The organism is Cupriavidus basilensis OR16 (assembly GCF_000243095.1).
GTDB classification, from domain to species: domain Bacteria; phylum Pseudomonadota; class Gammaproteobacteria; order Burkholderiales; family Burkholderiaceae; genus Cupriavidus; species Cupriavidus basilensis_D.
Window position 1 is genome coordinate 1 of the sequence record NZ_AHJE01000148.1, and the last position, 18,461, is coordinate 18,461.

An 18,461-nucleotide genomic window follows, 5' to 3' on the forward strand; every position below is an offset into this window, starting at 1 on the left:
ACGCCATGGGCCACCGCGCGGGCGTGCTGGGGTGCGACGCGCCCCTGCCGCCGGCGGCCAAGTACGCCTTCCAGTACCTGTTCGTCCAATCCGAGTTCGGCCAGATGTGCCCGATCAGCGTGACCGACACTTCGATCCACCTGATCCGCAAATTCGGCAGCCCGGCCTTGCAGCAAAAGCTGTTGCCCAGGATGCTGTCACCCGACCTGGGCTCGCTCTGGAAAGGCAGGTTCATGACCGAGAAGGCCGGCGGCTCGGACGTCGGCGCGATCGAGACCATAGCGCGGGAGGAGGGTGGCCAGTGGCGCCTGTATGGCGAGAAATGGTTCTGCTCGCATGCCGACGCGGACGTGGTCCTGCTGCTGGCGCGGCCCGAAGGCGCGCCTGGCGGCACCCGTGGCCTTGCGCTGTCGCGCTGCCGCGCCGGCTTGACGATGGCAGCCGCAATGCTTATCGCATCGTCCGTCTCAAGGACAAGCTGGGCACGCGCTCGATGGCGAGCGGCGAGGTCAGGCTCGAAGGCGCGCTGGCTTATCCGGTCGGCGCGCTGGACCAGGGCCTCAAGCAGATGATGGAGCAGGTCAACCTGTCCCGCCTGTCGCACGCGGTGCGCGCCGCGGCCATGATGCGCCGTTGCCTGAACGAAGCCTTGCAGGCCGCGCGGCACCGCGCCGCCTTTGGGCAGGAAATCATCGGCCACCCGCTGCTGCGCCGGCAATTGCTGAAGCTCATGGTGCCCACCGAGGCAGCCTTGTCGATGGTCATGGCCACGGCCGATGCCATGCGCTGCGCCAGCGAGGACGAGGATGCGGGCGCTGCCACGGCGCGGCAAGCGTTGCGCCTGCTGACGCCGCTGATCAAGCTGCGCACGTGCCGGGACAATATCGTGGTCGCGACCGGCGCCATGGAAGTGCGCGGCGGCAACGGCTATATCGAGGATTTCGTCAACGCGCGGCTGGTCAGGGATGCCCATATCGGCGTGCTGTGGGCTGTGGGAGGGCACCAGCAATATCAATGCGCTGGACGCCATTCAGCGGGCGGTGGGAAAGGAAGGCGCCCATCATGCCCTTGGCAACCTGCTGGCCGAGCGCCTGGAGCAGGCGGCACGCCTCCCGGCAACACTGCGCCAGGCCCTGTGGCAGGCCTGGCAAGGCGCCGCCGCGCTGGCCGAAGCCGTGGCCGGCCAGGCCCGGCACGAGGCCGAGAGCCGGCGCGCCGCGAGTGCCCTCTACCACGCCAGCGCGGCCATCCTGATGGCCTGGGAAGCCACACGGCCAGGCGTCGACGCGCGCCGGCTGCTGCTGGCCGACGCGCTGCTCCGCCAACGGCTGCTGCCTTCCGACCCGCTGGCTGGCCCGGACGACGCGGGCGAGCCTGCCGCTTGCCGCTTGCTGCTGGACACGGCGCCGCTGACACTGGAACAAGCCTGCGCGGCGCTCGCGCCTGGCTGATCAGGGCCAGGCGCGCGGCTGGCCCGGGGGTGCGACCGGATACAATGGCGGGTGGCGCTGCCAGCGGCGGCGTCTCTATCCGGAAACCGCCCCAATGTTTGTCGATTCCCACTGCCATCTAGATTTCCCCGACCTGGCCGCGCGCCTGCCCGAATTGCTGGAGAACATGCGCGCCAACCAGGTGTCGCATGCCCTGTGCATCTCGGTCACGCTCGAGGATTTTCCGCGCGTGCTGGCACTCGCCGAGCAACATCCACACCTGTACGCCACCGTCGGGGTGCATCCCGACTATGAGGAGGGCGAGGAGCCCACGCTGGAGCGCCTGCTGACGCTGTCGGCGCATCCGCGAGTGGTTGGTACCCGGCGAGACCGGGCTCGATTACTACCGGCTGGAAGGCCGCAGCATCGCCGACATGGAATGGCAGCGGGAGCGTTTCCGCACCCATATCCGCGCCGCGCGGCAGACCGGCAAGCCCCTGATCATCCATACCCGTTCGTCCGCCGAAGACACCTTGCGCGTGATGCGCGAGGAAAGCGCGGGCGAAGCCGGCGGGGTGATGCATTGCTTCACCGAGAACTGGGAGGTGGCCCGGCAATCGCTGGACGAGGGCTTCCATATCTCATTCTCCGGTATCGTCACATTCAAGAATGCGGTGGAATTGCAGGAAACGGCGCGCAAGATCCCGCTGGAGCGCATGCTGATCGAGACCGATTCGCCCTACCTGGCGCCCGTGCCATATCGCGGCAAGACCAACCAGCCCGCATGGGTGCGCCATGTGGGCGAGTTCATCGCCAACCTGCGTGGCATGCCGGTTGAGGAGCTTGCGGAACGTACTTCAGATAATTTCTTCAGTCTTTTCAAGCATATAGATAGGAAATCTCATGCTTAACATGAAAACTGTCCGGCACCTCGCCGCCGTTGCGGCGATGCTGGTTGGCGCTGTGGCCTGGGCAACGCCTGTCGACGATATGCGCCATGCGGTGGAGTTCGATGACGTCAAGGCTGCCCAGAAGATGCTGGCGCGCGGAGTCGACCCCAACCTGGTGGATGCCAAGGGCAATCCCATGCTGGTGGTGGCATTGCGCGAGAAGTCGCTGAAGGTGGCGGAGGTGCTGATCCGCGCCAAGGATATCGATTTCGACAAGGCCAATGCGGCCGGCGAGACGCCGCTGATGATGGCCAGCCTGCAGAACGAGCTGGGCCTGGTCAAGCTGATGGTCGACCAGATGGAGGCCGAGATCAACAAGACAGGCTGGACGCCGCTGCATTACGCGGCGACCAACGGCAACAACGAGATCGTCAAGTTCCTGGTCGACCACGCCGCCTATATCGACGCCGAAAGCCCCAATGGCAGCACGCCGCTGATGATGGCGGCGCGCGGCGGGCATATCGAGACGGTCAAGTTGCTGCTGGACGAAGGCGCCGACATGCGCCTGAAGAACCAGCAGGGCATGACGGTGATCGATTTCGCCGAGCGCTATCACCAGAAGGAGATCGCGCAGGGGCTGAAGTCGCGCTGGCAGAAGCTGTATCCGCAGACGCCGCTAAGTTCGCAGCCTCCGCAAAAGGGCTGGAACTGACAGCAGGAAGAAAACGCGCCGGGCTGAAACCCGGCGCGTTTTTGCTTGGCGCTTGCTTGAGCGGGCATGCGCCCAAGCGCTCAGGCGCTCAGGCGTTCAGGCGTCGTCCGCCAGGCGCACGCCGGTGAACTGCCAGCGCTGGTGCGGGTAGAAGAAGTTGCGGTAGCTGGCGCGGATATGCGATTCCGGCGTGACGCAGGAGCCGCCGCGCAGCACCATCTGGCTGCACATGAACTTGCCGTTGTATTCCCCCACCGCACCCGCGCTGGGCCGGAAGCCCGGGTAGGGCTGGAAGGGGCTGGCGGTCCATTCCCACACGTCGCCGAACATCTGCCGCAGCACGCCGGAGGTATTTTGGCGATCGGGCAGCGGCCGCAGCACGCGTCCCTCGACAAAATTTCCGGTAGCCGGCAGGTTGCGCGCGGCGTGCTCCCATTCCGCCTCGGTTGGCAGGCGGCGCTCGGCCCAGCGGGCAAAGGCATCGGCCTCATAGAAGCTGATATGCGTGACCGGGCTGTCCGGATCCACCGGCTGCATGCCGCGCAGGCTCATCTGCCACCACGTGCCTTCGCGCTCCTCCCAGTACAGCGGCGCCTCGATACCCTGCTCGCATACCCAGCGCCATCCGTCCGACAACCACAGCCCGGCGGTTCGGTAGGCGCCGTCCTCGATGAATTCAAACCACTGGTGGTTGGTGACCGGGTGCGAGCACAGCTGGTAAGGCTGCAGCAGCACGTTGTGCCGCGGGCCTTCGCAATCGAAGGCAAAGCCGTCGCGGTCATGGCCGATGGCGACCACGCCGCCGGCAAAGCGGATCCATTCCGCCGCCGGGCGCGGGTCGGCGATCACGGGTGCCAGCAGTTCGGGCGCGAAGGCCGGCTTCAGCGGGTTCTGCGCGAACAGGTGCAGGATGTCTGTCAGCAGCAGTTCCTGGTGCTGTTGCTCATGATTCAGGCCCAACTCGATCAGCGCCGCCTCGGCGTCCGTCTGCGCGCGGGTCAGCAGCCCTAGCATGGTTTCGTCGACCGCCTCGCGGTAAGCCAGGACCTCATCAAGCGACGGCCGCGACAGCAGGCCACGGCGTGGCCGCGGGTGGCGCGCGCCGACGGATTCGTAATAGGAGTTGAACAGGTAGCGGTACTGTGGGTCGACCGGCTCGTAGTCCGGGATACGTGCCGTCAGCACGAACTCTTCGAAGAACCAGGTGGTATGCGCCAGGTGCCATTTGGCGGGGCTGGCGTCGTCCATCGATTGCACCGTGGCGTCGGCGTCGGTCAGGTCGGCGACCATGGCCTCGGTGGCCGAGCGGATGTGGCGGTACCGCGCAAGCAGGGCCGGCTCGTGCGGCGGATGCACGGCGCTGGCAGGCAGCAGGGCAGAGGACATGCGGGCTCCCGGATCGGACTATGCATCTGCCGCGGCTACCGCTTTGGGCGGCGGCTGGCCGTGGCGTGTGGATTACGGACAGGTTCCGACCCAGGCCAGCACAACAAGGCCGCGCGGGCTTCCCCCTGGTTGGACATGCACCGAAACTGCTCAGGCGTTCGCAATCATCATAGACCCGATCGCGCGGTGGGCATAGCAGGCTCGCGCCTGCACGAATCCGTGGCGGGGGGCGCGCGCCGCAAGCAGCGGGCCCCACACGCAAAGCGCCCGCCGGCATGACTGCGGGCGGGCGCTTTACCTGATGCCGTGGCGGCGCAAGGCCGCTGGGTGGCGATCAGGGATCAGGCGATCAAGCGATCAAGCTGCCAGGGCTGCCACGGCGCCGTTGGCGGCGACCAGGCTGGCTTCGCGGGCTTCCGGACCCATGGCCAGGCCGTGGGCACGCACGTACGTGATGTCGGTGATGCCCAGGAAGCGGAACACCACGTCGACGGTCTGCTCATGCAGGTCCAGGGCGTTGGCATCCTGGCGCACGCCGCCGCGCGACGACACCACGATCACGCGCTTGCCGCCAGCCAGGCCGACCGGGCCGGTCTCGGTGTACTTGAAGGTGCGGCCAGCCTGGGCGATGCGGTCAATCCAGGACTTGAGCTGGCTGGGGATGCCGAAGTTGTATTGCGGCACGCCTACCACCAGCACGTCGGCTTCGAGGAATTCCTTGAGGAAGGCTTCGGTACGTTGCAGCTCGGCTTCCTGCACGGCGTTGAGGTCCTTCGGACCACCCAGCACGGGCAGCAGCGCGCCGGACAGGTGCGCCGGCGCGTCCAGGTCCAGGTCGCGCACGGTCAGGGTGGCTTCGGGGTGCTTGGCGCGCTGGTCGGCGACCACCTTGGCGGTCAGGCTGCGGGAAGCGGAATGGCCGCCAAGTACGCTCGAGTCGATTTGCAAGATCTTCATGTTCATCTCCACTGGGGTTCGGTTTGGATGAATGAAAGATAGCGGTCCGCCATTGATGCCGGTAGTGGGGCAAAATAGAACTTATTGTTCCAGAGACAGAACGCCAGCCGGCTGCTAATCTGGCGCGCTCCTTCCGCCAAGGATGTCCCATGCAAGACCTGAACGATCTTTCGCTGTTTGCCCAGGTGGTCCAGCACGGCAGTTTTTCCGCCGCGAGCCGCGCCAGCGGCGTGCCTAAATCCCGGCTCAGCCGGCGCATCGCGCAGCTGGAGCGCGACCTGGGCGTGCAACTGTTGCGCCGGACCACCCGGCAAGTGCGCGTGACGCCGATCGGCGAGGCCTACTACGAGCGCTGCCGCGCCATGCTGGCGGAAGCGGAAGCGGCGCGTGAAGTGATCGATCAGGCGCGTGATCAGCCGGGGGGCACCTTGCGCGTGAGTTGCCCAGTGGCGATTGCCCAGAGCTTGCTGGCGCCGGCCATCGGGCATTTCATGCAGGCCAATCCCGGCGTGCGCATCGAAATGGAAGCCACCAACCGCCGCGTGGACGTGATTGCCGAAGGCTTCGACCTGGCGCTGCGGGTGCGCGAAGTGATGGACGACTCGTCGCTGGTGGTGCGCACCTACGGCGAAAGCCCGCTCATGCTGGTAGCCAGCCCGGCGCTGCTGGACAGCATTGGCCGCCCGCGCACGCCCGAGGCGCTGGACGGCATGCCGGGCGTCAACCAGAAGCCGCACGATGGCAAGCACGTCTGGACGCTGACCTGCAATACCGGGCAGTCCATCCACGTGCCGTACGATCCGCGCCTGGTCACCGACGAATTCGCCCTGCTGCGCGCGGCGGCCATCGCGGGCGTGGGCGTGGCGATGTTGCCGCGCATGTTCTGCCGCGATGCCATCGAGAGCGGGGAGCTGGAGGTGCTGCTACCGCACTGGATCATGCCGGTCGGGACGCTGCACGCGGTGTTCCCCTCGCGCAAGGGCATGCCGCCGGCGCTGCGGCGCTTCCTGGATTTCCTTGCCGACATCCTGCCCGAGACGGCCCGCAAGGCGGGTATGCAGCCGCCGCGCCAGCCGAGCATGCACCGGCCTGTCGGGCAGATCTGAGGCGCGCCCGGGCGAGCGCGATGACGTGCCGGCGCAACTTGTGCCTTTACCTTCACGGCGCGGCGCACTAAGGTAAATATGCTTGCCGCGCGTGGAGCCAAAGGCGCTTCAGCGCCGGGTGGCACATTGGCGCTTTCGTTTTTTGGATCGGACAAGGAGTGACGATCATGAGTGGTTCTCAGCCATCGCAGGACCTGGGCAAGGCGGTACTGCGCATTGTGCTCGGCGCGCTGGTCCTGCTGCACGGGATCTCCAAGCTCATCGCCGGGCCGGGGTTCGTGACGCAGGTGGTGACGCAGGCCGGCCTGCCGGTGGTGCTGGCCTATGGTGTCTACATCGGGGAAGTGGTGGCGCCGGTCCTGCTGATCCTTGGCTTGTGGAGCCGGGTCGCCGCGCTGATCGTCGCCGTCAACATGCTGGTGGCGGTGGGCCTCGTCCACATGAAGCAACTAGGCATGTTGGCCGACACCGGTGGCTGGGCCCTGGAACTGCAAGCGATGTTCCTGGGCGGTGCCATCGCGGTCGCGCTGCTAGGCGCGGGGCGCCTGAGCATGGGCGGCGTCAACGGCAAGTGGAACTAGCCTAGCCGGGGGCGCCCTCAGGGCGTCCAGCGGCCCAGCGCCTCGGCCACGAACATGTCGGGCGGCAGCGCGGGGGACCACAGGTAGCCCTGGCCAAGGTCGCAGCCCAGCGCTTGCAGCGCGTCGCGCTGCGCGGGGGTTTCTATGCCCTCGGCCACGCACTCCAGCTTGAGATCGCGCGCGAGGTTGATGACGTTGCGGCAGATCGCCGCGCGCTGGCCGTTGCCGGGCACCGCCACCACGAACGAGCGGTCCAGCTTGATCTGGGTAAAGGGCAGGTCCGCGAGCAGCTTGAGGGTGGCGATGCCGATCCCGAAATCATCGATGGCCACACCGTAGCCAAGCAGGCGCAGCCGGTTCAGCGCAATCGACAGGGCGCGGGTGTCATTGACCGGGTAGCCCTCGGTCAGTTCGATGTTGAGCAACTGGCGCGGCATGCCGCTGGCTTCCACCATGGCATCGAATGCGCCAAGCACACCCGGGCGGCACAAGGTCTGGGCGGAAGCATTGATGCTCAGCGGGATGCGCACGCCGCGCGCCAGCAACTGGCGCTGCACCGCCAGGCATTGCTGGCCCGCCAGTTGGAAGATCGCATCGGCCTCGCCCAGCGCCTCGAGTCTCGGGATGAACAAGTCTGGCCGGATCAGGCCCAAGGTCGGATGGCGCCAACGGCAAAGCGCTTCCGCGCCGGCCAGCGCGCCGGTGCTGATCCTGAACTGCGGCTGCAGCATGATAAGGATGGCGCCGGGCGTCTGCATTGCGGCCAGCAGGTCGCGATCGTCCGGCTGGTTTGGCGCGAACGCGGGGACTTCGGCGGTGAGGTCGCGCTCCAGCGTATCTTGCAGGATTTCTTCCAGCACCACTGCCGAGATCGGCTTGCGCACCGCGCGCACATGGGCAAGGCCCACCGAGTCGGCCAGGCTCACGTGGGAATCGATGATGTCCTCCTGCAGCGCGGACACCCATACCCACAGGGGTTGGGCGCCGGCGAAGGCGTGGTCCTTGCGCCGGGTCAGCTCGTCCATCATGCCCGGCCCGTTGAGCCCCGGCATTTCGATATCACAGAGTACGAGGTCGACCTTGCGCGCGGCCAGCAGGTCCAGCGCGCTGCGGCCATCGGCGGCGCAATGCACGTCGCTGACGCCAAGCTGGGTCAGCAATTGCTCCGCCGCCAGCAACTGGAACGGGTGGTCATCGACCACCAGGGCGGACAGTCCGGCGTAGCGCGTCTGCATGGTTGGCTGGCGATCGGGCCGATGAGGGCGGGTGGACGGGATGGTCGACGGGATTCGAGGCAGGCTTCGTCCATAGTAGCGCACATGATGCGCTGCGGACACGCCTTTGCGCGGGTGGATGTCGACGGCGGCGCGCTTGCCTGGCGTGGCGGGGGAGGGCGCTTGGTACTGCAAATCAGGCGATATTCCGTTGCGCGCGCCATCATGTGCGGAAACGCCGCGCCCAGACCCGCTACAATCGTCGCCCGAGGTATTTGATGATGGCGTTTCGATAATGGGTTTTGGCTGGTTCGGATTTTCGACCTTGTGGCTTGTGCCGCTGGTGTGGCGCCAGGCGGCGCGACTGCTCGCCGGCGAGCGCCGGTTCTTCAGTGGGCGCGGCACGCTGCGCGTATGGCTTGGCACGTTGATCGTGCTGTGCGCAAGCGCTTCGCTTGAAGCGCTGACAGGCGCCGCGGGCGAGGGCGGCATGGCCGGCAGCACGTCGGGCGGCAGCGCCGGGCGGGCGCTGGGCACCCTGGTATCCGGCATGCTAGGCTGGAGCGCGAGCCTGCTGCTGATGCTGGGCGTATTGGCCCTGGCCGCGCCGATGGTGTTCGGCGAAACCTGGCGCAGCCTGTTCCTGCGCAAGCCCAGCCTGCCGGAACCGGACGAGGCCGAGCCAGCCCCTGCGAACGCCCGCCCGCGCTACGCGCGAGCCGGACAGCTGGGAGACCACCCACCTGGGCGCCACGCATGCCGCCGCACCGGGCTCGACCGATTACGTGCCGCGCCACAAGGGCATCGAAGCCGTATCGGCGCGGCGCCAGGCGGTCTGGCAGCCGCCGGCGCGCACCCGCAATTCGCCGCCGCAGCCGGGCGAGATCTGGCTGCAACAGGCCGGGCCGCCGGGCGCCGCCAAGCCAGAGGCGCCTGCAACCGTTGCTCCGCCTCCTGCAGTGAAGGCGCAGGTCAGGCCGGCGCCGATGCGCCCCCCCAGGCAGCCGCAAGCCCCCAGCCCGGCAACCGCGCGCACGGCATCCATGACGGTATCGGCTGCCGCAGCGGCTGCGGCGGCAGCGCAGGCTCGCGCGGCCGTGGCCAGCAGCCCCGTGCGCCAACCGCAGGCGAGCCCGCGCTCGGCCATCACGACGTTGCCGGAAGCCAATGCGCGACCCGCCCAGCCCGCTGCGGCAACCAGCGTGACGACGGCCGCCGCGTTGCCGCCGGTTGTCATGCCGGTTGTTGTGCCGATTGTTGTGCCAGTCACGCAGGACAACGGCGCACGCGAGCAGGACAGCGAACAGGCTGCGGCCGTGCAAGCGCGGCCGGCGGAGGCTGAGAAGCCGGCGGTCCAGGCGCAGGAAGCCGCAGTGCTGGAGGCCGAGGCAGTCTCCGCCGAGCCGCAGGCCGTGGCGGTGCTGTCTCCCGAGGATGTTGCCATGCCCGCCGCCGCACCCGCTGACGCGCCGCAGGTTGCCGAACCGCGCGCTGCATCCGCCGGCGAAACCGAGACGCTCCCCGTGACGCTGGATGAACTCCGCCTGGAAGCCGAGGCGCTGATGGCGGAACTGGCCGCACTGACCAGCGCCTGGACGTCGACGCGGCCTGCCGCGGCGGCGGCCGGTGTTGTCGCTGGTGTTGTTGCCGATGCGGCCAGCGAGCAAGCTGCGCCGGTCGCGGCTGAAGCATCGATCGAACAGCCGGTTGAAGTCACAACCGAAGCCAGCCTCGACGTCGTCGCCGAACCGGCCGCCGTGGATACGGAAGCAGCAGTCCCGGCCGAGCCCGAGGTGGTTGCGCTGGCGGATGCTCCCCTGGCAGACGAGGCAGGCGAACCGGTAATCGCTCGGGAGCCGGAAGGCGCTGCCGAGCCGGCAGTGGACACGGAGGCCGAAGCCGAAGCCGAAACCGACGTCGAAGTCGAGGCCGAAACCCAAGCCGAGGCGGAAGTGGACGCACCGGCCGCTTCGCAGGCAGTCGCCGCTCCCAGTCTCGTGTTCATTGCGGATGCGCAGGCCGACGCCGAAATCGACTCGGAAATCGAGCCCGCGGCCGTATCCGAAGCGGCCACGGAAGACGAGATTATCGAAAGCGTTGTCGATGCCAACCTGCTGGTCGAGCACCACAGCAAGGACAGTGCTCCAGCCCCGGAGCCCGCACTAGAAGTAGCCGAAGCGCCTGCCCCGCTGCCGGCCACGCCGCCAGCGCCCAAGCCCCGCATCGTGCTGCAGGCCGTGGTCGGCAAGGTGGTGGCGCTCAATGCGCCGGCGGCCCCCGTATCCGCGGCACCCGCGGCGCCCGCAGCGAGCGCGGTGCCGGCGTCGCAAGTCATTGCCGTGACCCCGCCGCCATCCCGTATTTCGGACTACCGCCTGCCGGACCTTGGCCTGCTGGAAGCCGCCACGGCCGACATCCAGCAGGTGACCGAGGAACAGTTGCAGGAAACCGGCAACCTGATCGCGCAGCGCCTGGCGGAGTTCAAGGTGCCGGTGTCGGTGGTCGGCGCCTCGGCCGGCCCGGTCATCACGCGCTTCGAGGTGGATCCCGCCATGGGTGTGCGCGGCGCGCAGGTAGTGGGCCTGATGAAGGACCTGGCGCGGGCGCTGGGCGTGACCTCGATCCGCGTGGTCGAGACCATTCCCGGCAAGACCTGCATGGGGCTGGAGTTGCCGAACGCGCGGCGCCAGATGATCCGCCTGTCCGAGATCGTGGCCGCCTCGTCGTTCCTCGGCCATCACTCGCACCTGGTGCTGGCGATGGGCAAGGACATCACCGGCAATCCGGTGGTGACCGATCTCGCGCGCGCGCCGCACCTGCTGGTGGCCGGCACGACCGGCTCGGGCAAGTCCGTGGCGGTCAACGCCATGATCCTGTCCTTGCTGTACAAGGCCACGCCGGACGATGTGCGCCTGATCATGATCGACCCCAAGATGCTGGAGCTGTCGGTCTACGAAGGCATTCCGCACCTGCTCTCGCCGGTGGTGACCGACATGAAGCAGGCCGCGCACGCGCTCAACTGGTGCGTGGGCGAAATGGAAAAGCGCTATCGCCTGATGTCGGCGCTGGGCGTGCGCAACCTGGCCGGCTTCAACCAGAAGATCCGCGCCGCCGAGGCTGCGGGCGAGCATGTGCCCAACCCGTTCTCGCTCACGCCCGATGCGCCCGAGCCGCTGCGCACGCTGCCGTTCATCGTGGTGGTGATCGACGAGCTGGCCGACCTGATGATGGTGGCCGGCAAGAAGATCGAAGAACTGATCGCACGGCTGGCGCAGAAGGCGCGCGCCGCCGGCATTCACCTGATCCTGGCCACGCAGCGCCCCTCGGTGGACGTGATCACCGGCCTGATCAAGGCCAACATCCCGACCCGGGTGGCCTTCCAGGTCTCGTCCAAGATCGACTCGCGCACCATCCTCGACCAGATGGGCGCCGAGAGCTTGCTGGGGCAGGGCGACATGCTGTTCCTGCCGCCGGGCACCGGTTATCCGCAACGTGTGCACGGCGCCTTTGTGGCCGATGATGAAGTGCATCGCGTGGTGGAGCACTGGAAGCAGTTCGGCGAGCCCGACTACGATGAAGCCATCCTCGCCGGCGATCCCGCCGAAGCCGCCGGTGCCGACCTGTTCGGCGAAGGCGGTGGCGATGTGGAGGCCGATCCGTTGTACGACGAAGCCGCCTCCTTCGTGCTCACCAGCCGCCGCGCGTCGATTTCCGCCGTGCAGCGCCAGTTGCGCATCGGCTACAACCGTGCCGCGCGCCTGATCGAGCAGATGGAAGTGGCAGGGCTGGTTTCGCCGATGGGCCGCAACGGCGCGCGCGACGTGCTTGCGCCAGGTCCGGGCGAATAAGGGCGAATAAGGGCAGGCGTGGCGCCTGCCAGGAGACGATGATGGATGCCAAGGGCAACCCGCCGCCCGTGCCGCAGGGCAACCCGCCGCCCGTGCCGCAGGGCAACCTGCTGGCGCAGGTGCCGGTGGACCGGACTGCCGAGCGCTTCGAAGCCTTGCTGGAGCGGCCCGGCCTGAAGATCGAACGCATCGTCTCGAACGGCCAGGCCAGCCCAGAGGGCTTCTGGTACGACAGCGCGCAGGATGAATGGGTGCTGCTGGTCAGCGGCCGCGCCGGCCTGCATCTGGATGGCGAGGCCGGGCCGCGCACGCTTGCGCCCGGCGATTATCTGCACCTGCCGGCGCATTGCCGGCATCGCGTGGCATGGACCGATGCCGCCCAGCCGACCGTCTGGCTTGCGGTCCATTGCGAACCAGGCGCGCGGGGCTGACAGCGTCGGTTTCCCGCCTGAGCTTCCCGCCTTAGCTTCCTTGCGCCGGAAATACCGGCTCCCCCAGGTTCAGCATCAACCGGTTAGCCCACGCAAAGATAGCGATCGAGTGAATCAGGTCGAGGATCTCGGCATCGCTCACGCCCACCTCGCGCAGCGCGCGCAAGCTGTCGGCGTTGACCGCATCCGGCCGCTCGGTCAGCTCGATCGAGAATGCCGAGATCGCCTGCTCGCGCGCGGTGGTGCCCGCCGTATGCGGATCCTCGAAGACCTGCGTGATCACATCGTTGCGTTTGGCCAATTGCTCAAAGCGCTGGGCATGGACCGACGCGCAGTACACACAACCGTTGATGCGCGACACCACCGTGCTGGCCAGCTCGCGCTCGGCGCGCGCCATGCCGCCGGGGGCGTACATGATGGCGTTGAAGGCGGTGGAGCGCTGGCGCAGGATCTCGGGCTGGTGGACCAGGAACAGGTAGTAGTCCGACACCTTGGCCTTGGGGTGGCTTTCTTCCAGCACCGCGATCTGCGCGGGCGTGGCCTGGTCCACCTGGACCACATCCAGCCAGGCCTTCCAGTCCAGCACTTCGTTGGTGAAGCCATTTGCCTTGATGGGTTCGCTCATGCTGCGGCCTCCTGGGATTGCAGGGTCTTCAGGGCCTTCAAGCCAGCTACCAGGCGCACCTGGTAGGACAGGAAGGCGATCAGCTGCGCCAGCGTCACCACGTCGGGCGTGGCCAGGCCGGCGGCGGGCAGGGCTTTGAGGGCGGCTTCGTCGCCCGCTACCGGGTTCTCGATCAAGGTGCGGGTGAAGGCGAGGATGGCGCGCAGGCGCGGATCGGCGAGCGACGCCAGATCGCCTTGCCCGGCCACGGCGACCACGGCGGCGTCGGCGCCGGCGCCGGCCAGGCGCTCGGTGTAATGCGCCACCAGCTCCGGCGCGGGCGTCAGGCGCGCGGCGTAGAGCGCCACCAGCAGGCGCTCGGTCAGCGGCAGGCCGGGCAGGGCGGGGTCGAAGAGCGCGTCATAGCTGCCCTGCGTGGCGGCGGCGACCTTCTCGCGCTGATGGCGCAGTGCGTGGGTGGCCGAGCCGGTGGCAAGGCCGGCTACGTGGTCCACCACGTCGGCGGTGGCGGGGTTGGCTTGGGTCATGATGGGTTCTCGGTCTTGACTCAGTGGTTATGTGGTTCAGTGGCTCAGTGGACCAGTGATTCAGGCCTGGCCGGCATGGCTGGCAACCGCGCGCGCCAGGAACGCGCGCACGCCGATCCACGATTGCTCGTCCGCCATGGCATTCGCCGCCGGCGTGCCGCCGGTGGTGCTGATGCGCCGGGACACCGGGTGCGCGTAGACCATTTGCGTGGTCGGCACATACGGGAAGAGGATGGCGTGGCCGGCCGCCTCGAAATCGAGATGCTTGACGTCGTGCGCATGCCCGGCCTCGGCCAGCTTGTCCACCACCATGCGCGAATACAGGCTGGAAGGCCAGGAGCCGTCGTCGGTGCCCGACAGCAACATCACCGGCCCGCGGATCGCCTCCACGCGGATGCGGGCGCGCGCCACCGCTGCGGGGTCTTGCAGCGCGGTCAGGATGGCGCGTTCATGCCGGTGGGGCGCCGGGCCTTCATCAAAGGGCGCCCAGCTTGCCGTGCGGTTGTTCTCCCACACATGCGGCAGCGGCTTGCCATGGTGCAGCCACGCCGGGCCTTCGCGGCCGCTCGCGGGATCGGCGGCATTCTGCGCGCTGTGCACGACCGCGCCGGGCACGTAGCCGATCACAGCCGAGACCAGTTCAGGGAAGGTGGCGCCCAGCAGCAGCACAAGCTCGCCGCCGCGCGACTGGCCCGACAGCGCGATGAAACCGTGCGCCGGCCCGACGTGTTCGCGGATCCAGCGCAGGCCACGCTCAAAGTACTCCAGCGGCGTGTTGGAGATGTAGTCCGACAGCCCCGGCGCCTTGAAGTACGCCAACGCCAGCGCGGCGTACCCGCGCGAGGCATAGAGCGCCGCGCGTGGTTCGTTGATGCCGCCACCCGAGCCGTTGAGCACCATGACCGCCGGATGCGGGCCGGGGCCCGCAGGCAGGTAAAGCGTGCCGACCAGGCCGTCCTCGCGCACTTCCCGGCGGGTCACGCCGGCAGCCGTCAGGCGCTGCACCAGTTCGCCGCGTGCTTGTGCGCCATCGGCCCGCACCGTGATCTCGGTCACGAGCGGGCGGGTGGCGTCAGCGTGGAACTGCTCGCGGCTGTCGCTATCGAGCGGGCGCTGGGACCACAGCAGGCCCATGGGGCTCACGCCCGTGTAGCTGCCCGACAGCGGCGCGTCGCGCGCAAGCTCCACGGTGCCGGCGGCGTCCGCCACGAACGTGGCTTCGCTGGCCCAGGCTAGCTCCCGGCCGCGCAGCGTGCGTGTGGCGATGGCGATGCTTGCGCCGGGGCGCAGGCCCGTCACGGAGATTCGCCGCGCGACGTCGATCAGGTCGTCGGCCGGTGTGATGTGAAGCTGTGCCATGTTCGCCCCGCCTTACTTGCCGTCGCGCGTGACCATCATCGCCGCGGTGCGGTCGCTGGTCATCGGCGCCACCTTCAGGCCCTTCTTGGCGGCCCAGATGTTCTGGTAGTGGTAGAGCGGCAGCACACCCACGTCGTCCGACACCAGCTTGACCGAGCGGCGCAGGATGGCCTCGCGCTTGGGCACGTCGAACTCGGCGGTGGATTCGTCCAGCGTCTTGTCCACGGCCGGGTTGCTGTAGTGGCCCCAGTTGGAGGCGCCCAGGCCCTTCTTGGCATCCACGGTGGCCAGCACATTGACCAGCGCGTAGCTGGCCTCGCCGGTGCCGTTGCCCCAGGCCAGCATGCTGACCGCGTATTCGTTCTTGTTGGCGCGGCCCGAGTAGACCGACCAGGGCACCACTTCCACCTGGGTCTTGACGCCGATGCGGGTCCAGAACTGCGCCACCGCCTGGGCGGTCTCGGGGCCTTGCGGATAGCGGTCGTTAGGCGCGTGGATGGTCAGCTTGAAGCCATCCTTGAACCCGGCCTCGGCCAGCAGCTTCTTGGCCTGCTCGGGATCGTAAGGGATGTCCTTGACCTCCGGGTTGTAGCCGAAGGTGTTCTTCGGCATCCACTGGCTGGCCACGCTGGCGGTGTTCTGCAGGATGCGGCCCACCACGGCCTGGCGGTTGATGGCCAGCGAGAGCGCGCGGCGCACGCGCACGTCCAGCAGCGGATTCTTGTCCAGCGGCTTGCCGGCATTGTCGGTGATGTACGGATTCGGGCCGGGCTTGAAGCTCGGCTGCAGCAGCATCACGCGCAGGCCGGCATAGGGAAACACGCTGACGTTGGGCGATTGCTTGAGCTTGGCCAGGTCCGACACCGAGACCTTGTCGATCACGTCGACGTCGCCGGACAACAGTGCGGCGGTGCGCGCCGGGCCGTTGTTGATGTAGCGGTAGCTGACCTGCTGCCAGGCCGGCTTGCCGCCCCAGTAACCGTCATTGCGCGCCATCATCACACGATCGCCCGGCGTGTAGGAGATGAACTTGTACGGACCGGTGCCGACCACGGCGCGGCCGCTGTTGTAGTCCTCGGTGCTGGCCTTCTCGCCCAAGTGCTTGCTGACGATATGGATCGAGGCCAGGTTCAGCGGCAGGTCAGGGTTCGGGATATTGGTCTTGACGACGAGCGTGTACGGGTCCTTGGCGGTGACCGATTCCACGGTGCGCAGGTAACCCGAGAACGACGCCACGCTGCCCGGCACATTGCGCGCGCGCTGGTAGGAGAAGATCACGTCCTCCGCGCCGAAGGGCTTGCCGTCCTGCCACTTCACATCGCGGCGCAGCTTGAACTCCCAGGTCTTGTCGTCCAGCGACTTCCACGACAGCGCCAGCCCCGGTTGCAGCTTGTTGTCCTTGTTCTCGATCAGCAGGTCCCAGAAATGCAGGTCGACGGAACGGTCGCCGGCATGGTTGTTGAGTTGCGGGTCCAGCGACGAAAGCGGATCGGCGAATGCGATCGACAGCGATTGCGCGGAGGCTGCGCCGGCGCACAGCATGGCGGCGGCAACGGCACCGATCGAGAGAGTCAGCAGACGTTTCATAAGCGGGTTTCCTCGGGGCGATGGGAAGGGACAAGGGGCAAGGCGCGCGTCAGCCGCCGTCGTTCAGGTGGCACGCGCTCAGGTGATTCACGGCGATGCCGCGCAAGCGCGGCACCTCGGTCCGGCAGCGCGCCATGGCATGCGGGCAGCGCGGATGGAAGTGGCAGCCCGGCGGCGGCGCCAGTGGGCTGGGGATCTCGCCTTTAATGGCGGTGAAGGTCTTGTGGCGCGAGTCCAGGCGGGGGATTTCCGCCAGCAGCGCCTGCGTGTACGGGTGGTTGGCCTGCCGGAAGATCTCTTCGGTCGGTGCGCTCTCGACCACGCGGCCCAGGTACATGATGACCACGCGATCCGATACATGCTCGACCACGCCAAGGTCGTGGCTGATAAAGAGATAGGTCAGGCCAAGCTGCTCGCGCAGGTCCATGAACAGGTTGAGCACCTGCGCCTGGATCGATACGTCCAGCGCGGCTACCGCTTCGTCGCATACCAGCAGTTCCGGCTGCACGGCCAGCGCGCGGGCAATGCCGATGCGTTGGCGCTGCCCGCCGCTGAACTGGTGCGGGTAGCGCTGGCGCAGGGCCGGGTCCAGCCCGGCGCGCTCCAGTTGGGCGCTGACATAGTCGTCGAAGCCGGCCGCGTCCACCAGGCCGTGCAGGCGCGCGCCTTCGCCGACAATGCGGTCCACGCGCAGGCGCGGGTTGAGGCTGGCGTACGGATCCTGGAACACCATCTGGATCTTCAGCCGCAATGCGCGGCGGGCGCTGGCGTCCAGGCCGTCGACGCTTTGGCCGTCCACGCGGATTTCCCCTGCCGAGGGTTGAAGCAGGCCGGCCACCATGCGGCCAAGCGTGGACTTGCCGCAGCCGGATTCACCGACGAGGCCAACCACCTCGCCCCGGCGGATCTGCAGGTCCACGCCGTCCACGGCGTGCGTGACCGGCGCGGGCTCGGACCAGCCCATGCGCTGCAGCGCGCGGCCAAACCGGCCAGGATGGTGCTCGCCAAAGCGCTTGGCCAGAGCGCGGGCATCGATCAGGGCGGGCAATCGTGGCTGCTCGCCGGCAGCATGTTCAGTCGGCTTCATGCGAACTCCGCGGCAATGGCCGGCTGGCCCGGATGGAAGCAGCGCACCTGGCGCATGGCTTGCGGCGAGGTGATGGCGGGCGCCTGTTCGCAGGCCTCGGAGACGCGCGGGCAGCGCGCCGCAAAGGCGCAGCCGGGCGGCATCGATAGCAGGTTGGGCGTCATGCCGGGGATCTGGCGCAGCCGCTGGCCACGCTTGTTCAGGCTGGGCAGGCTGCCGATCAGGCCGGCGGTGTAGGGGTGCAGCGGATGGTCGAGCACGGCGTCGACCGGCCCTTGCTCCACGATGCGCCCGGCGTACATCACGGCCACTTCATCGGCCAGGCCGGCCACCACGGACAGGTCGTGCGTGATCCAGATCAGCGCGGTGCCATGCTGGCGCGCCAGCTTCTGCACCTCGGACAGGATCTGCGCCTGGATGGTGACGTCCAGTGCGGTGGTGGGCTCGTCGGCAATGATCAGGTCAGGCCGGTGCAGCATGGCGATGGCTATCGCCACGCGCTGGCGCATGCCGCCATGCCGCCGGAGAGCTGGTGCGGATAGGCGCGCAGGCGCTCCTCCGGGCTGGGAATGCCCATCATCCCCAGCGTGTCGCGTGCCAGCTCGCGCGCTTGCTTGTGGCTGGCGGGGCTATGGGCACGCACGGCCTCGATCATCTGCGCATCCACCCGCATGACCGGGTTGAGCGTCATCATCGGATCCTGGAAGATCATCGCGATGCG

The 18,461-nt window shown here is 67.9% G+C and carries 13 protein-coding genes and 5 pseudogenes; 10 read left to right on the top strand and 8 right to left on the bottom strand.

What is annotated here, in order from left to right; genetic code table 11:
• From OR16_RS46830 to OR16_RS36070, 5 genes and pseudogenes are all read left to right on the top strand, one after another.
• On the top strand, nt 1-572 hold a 572-nt coding region (locus OR16_RS46830; protein WP_237717355.1), incomplete at its 5' end, for an acyl-CoA dehydrogenase family protein.
• Nucleotides 572-955: pseudogene (locus tag OR16_RS46835) on the top strand (acyl-CoA dehydrogenase family protein); the annotation flags it as partial. The gene OR16_RS46830 and the pseudogene OR16_RS46835, both read left to right, overlap by 1 nt.
• Nucleotides 956-965: 10 nt before the next feature.
• Nucleotides 966-1,451, top strand: a complete 486-nt coding sequence (locus tag OR16_RS46840) for a hypothetical protein (protein ID WP_237717357.1) — start codon at nt 966-968, stop codon at nt 1,449-1,451.
• A 94-nt stretch (nt 1,452-1,545) separates the two neighbouring features.
• A pseudogene (locus tag OR16_RS36065) lies at nt 1,546-2,341 on the top strand (TatD family hydrolase).
• Nucleotides 2,334-3,032, top strand: a complete 699-nt coding sequence (locus tag OR16_RS36070; RefSeq protein ID WP_100228050.1) for an ankyrin repeat domain-containing protein — start codon at nt 2,334-2,336, stop codon at nt 3,030-3,032. The pseudogene OR16_RS36065 and the gene OR16_RS36070 overlap by 8 nt, the downstream one beginning before the upstream one ends.
• A gap of 96 nt (nt 3,033-3,128) precedes the next feature.
• On the opposite strand, the gene egtB is transcribed toward OR16_RS36070, so the two are convergent.
• Nucleotides 3,129-4,418: an ergothioneine biosynthesis protein EgtB gene (gene egtB / locus OR16_RS36075; RefSeq protein ID WP_006163948.1), complete on the bottom strand. Its 1,290-nt coding sequence runs from the start codon at nt 4,416-4,418 to the stop codon at nt 3,129-3,131.
• Between the two features lie 357 nt (nt 4,419-4,775).
• A complete protein-coding gene (locus OR16_RS36080; protein WP_006163950.1) occupies nt 4,776-5,375 on the bottom strand; it encodes an FMN-dependent NADH-azoreductase in 600 nt (199 codons plus the stop codon).
• Between the two features lie 149 nt (nt 5,376-5,524).
• On the opposite strand from OR16_RS36080, the gene OR16_RS36085 reads away from it, so the two are divergent.
• Entirely contained in the window at nt 5,525-6,481 is a 957-nt protein-coding gene (locus OR16_RS36085) for a LysR family transcriptional regulator (RefSeq protein ID WP_006163952.1), read from the top strand.
• A 167-nt stretch (nt 6,482-6,648) separates the two neighbouring features.
• Nucleotides 6,649-7,062 (top strand): DoxX family protein, encoded by a 414-nt coding sequence (locus OR16_RS36090; protein ID WP_006163954.1) that lies wholly within the window; start codon nt 6,649-6,651, stop codon nt 7,060-7,062.
• Between the two features lie 17 nt (nt 7,063-7,079).
• On the opposite strand, the gene OR16_RS36095 is transcribed toward OR16_RS36090, so the two are convergent.
• Nucleotides 7,080-8,297, bottom strand: coding sequence for an EAL domain-containing response regulator (locus OR16_RS36095; RefSeq protein WP_043422511.1), 1,218 nt, complete (start codon nt 8,295-8,297; stop codon nt 7,080-7,082).
• 274 nt (nt 8,298-8,571) lie between these two features.
• Between OR16_RS36095 and OR16_RS46845 the strand changes: the two are divergent.
• The 3 genes and pseudogenes from OR16_RS46845 to OR16_RS36110 all read left to right on the top strand — a co-directional run.
• A pseudogene (locus tag OR16_RS46845) lies at nt 8,572-8,859 on the top strand (cell division protein FtsK); the annotation flags it as partial.
• A 106-nt stretch (nt 8,860-8,965) separates the two neighbouring features.
• Complete coding sequence (locus OR16_RS36105) at nt 8,966-12,124, top strand: DNA translocase FtsK (RefSeq protein ID WP_423739709.1); 3,159 nt, start codon at nt 8,966-8,968, stop codon at nt 12,122-12,124.
• 41 nt (nt 12,125-12,165) lie between these two features.
• Nucleotides 12,166-12,555: a cupin domain-containing protein gene (locus OR16_RS36110; protein WP_006163961.1), complete on the top strand. Its 390-nt coding sequence runs from the start codon at nt 12,166-12,168 to the stop codon at nt 12,553-12,555.
• Nucleotides 12,556-12,586: 31 nt separating this feature from the next.
• Here OR16_RS36110 and OR16_RS48590 read toward each other — a convergent pair.
• From OR16_RS48590 to OR16_RS36140, 5 genes and pseudogenes are all read right to left on the bottom strand, one after another.
• Nucleotides 12,587-13,707 (bottom strand): annotated as a pseudogene (locus tag OR16_RS48590) (CMD domain protein).
• A 60-nt stretch (nt 13,708-13,767) separates the two neighbouring features.
• A complete protein-coding gene (locus OR16_RS36125; RefSeq protein ID WP_006163965.1) occupies nt 13,768-15,066 on the bottom strand; it encodes an acyl-CoA thioesterase/bile acid-CoA:amino acid N-acyltransferase family protein in 1,299 nt (432 codons plus the stop codon).
• Nucleotides 15,067-15,078: 12 nt separating this feature from the next.
• A complete protein-coding gene (locus OR16_RS36130; protein ID WP_006163967.1) occupies nt 15,079-16,653 on the bottom strand; it encodes an ABC transporter substrate-binding protein in 1,575 nt (524 codons plus the stop codon).
• A 49-nt stretch (nt 16,654-16,702) separates the two neighbouring features.
• The gene (locus tag OR16_RS36135) at nt 16,703-17,740 is read right to left on the bottom strand and encodes an ABC transporter ATP-binding protein (RefSeq protein WP_006163968.1); all 1,038 of its coding nucleotides are present in this window, start codon (nt 17,738-17,740) and stop codon (nt 16,703-16,705) included.
• Nucleotides 17,737-18,461, bottom strand: a pseudogene (locus OR16_RS36140) (ABC transporter ATP-binding protein); the annotation flags it as partial. The pseudogene OR16_RS36140 and the gene OR16_RS36135, both read right to left, overlap by 4 nt.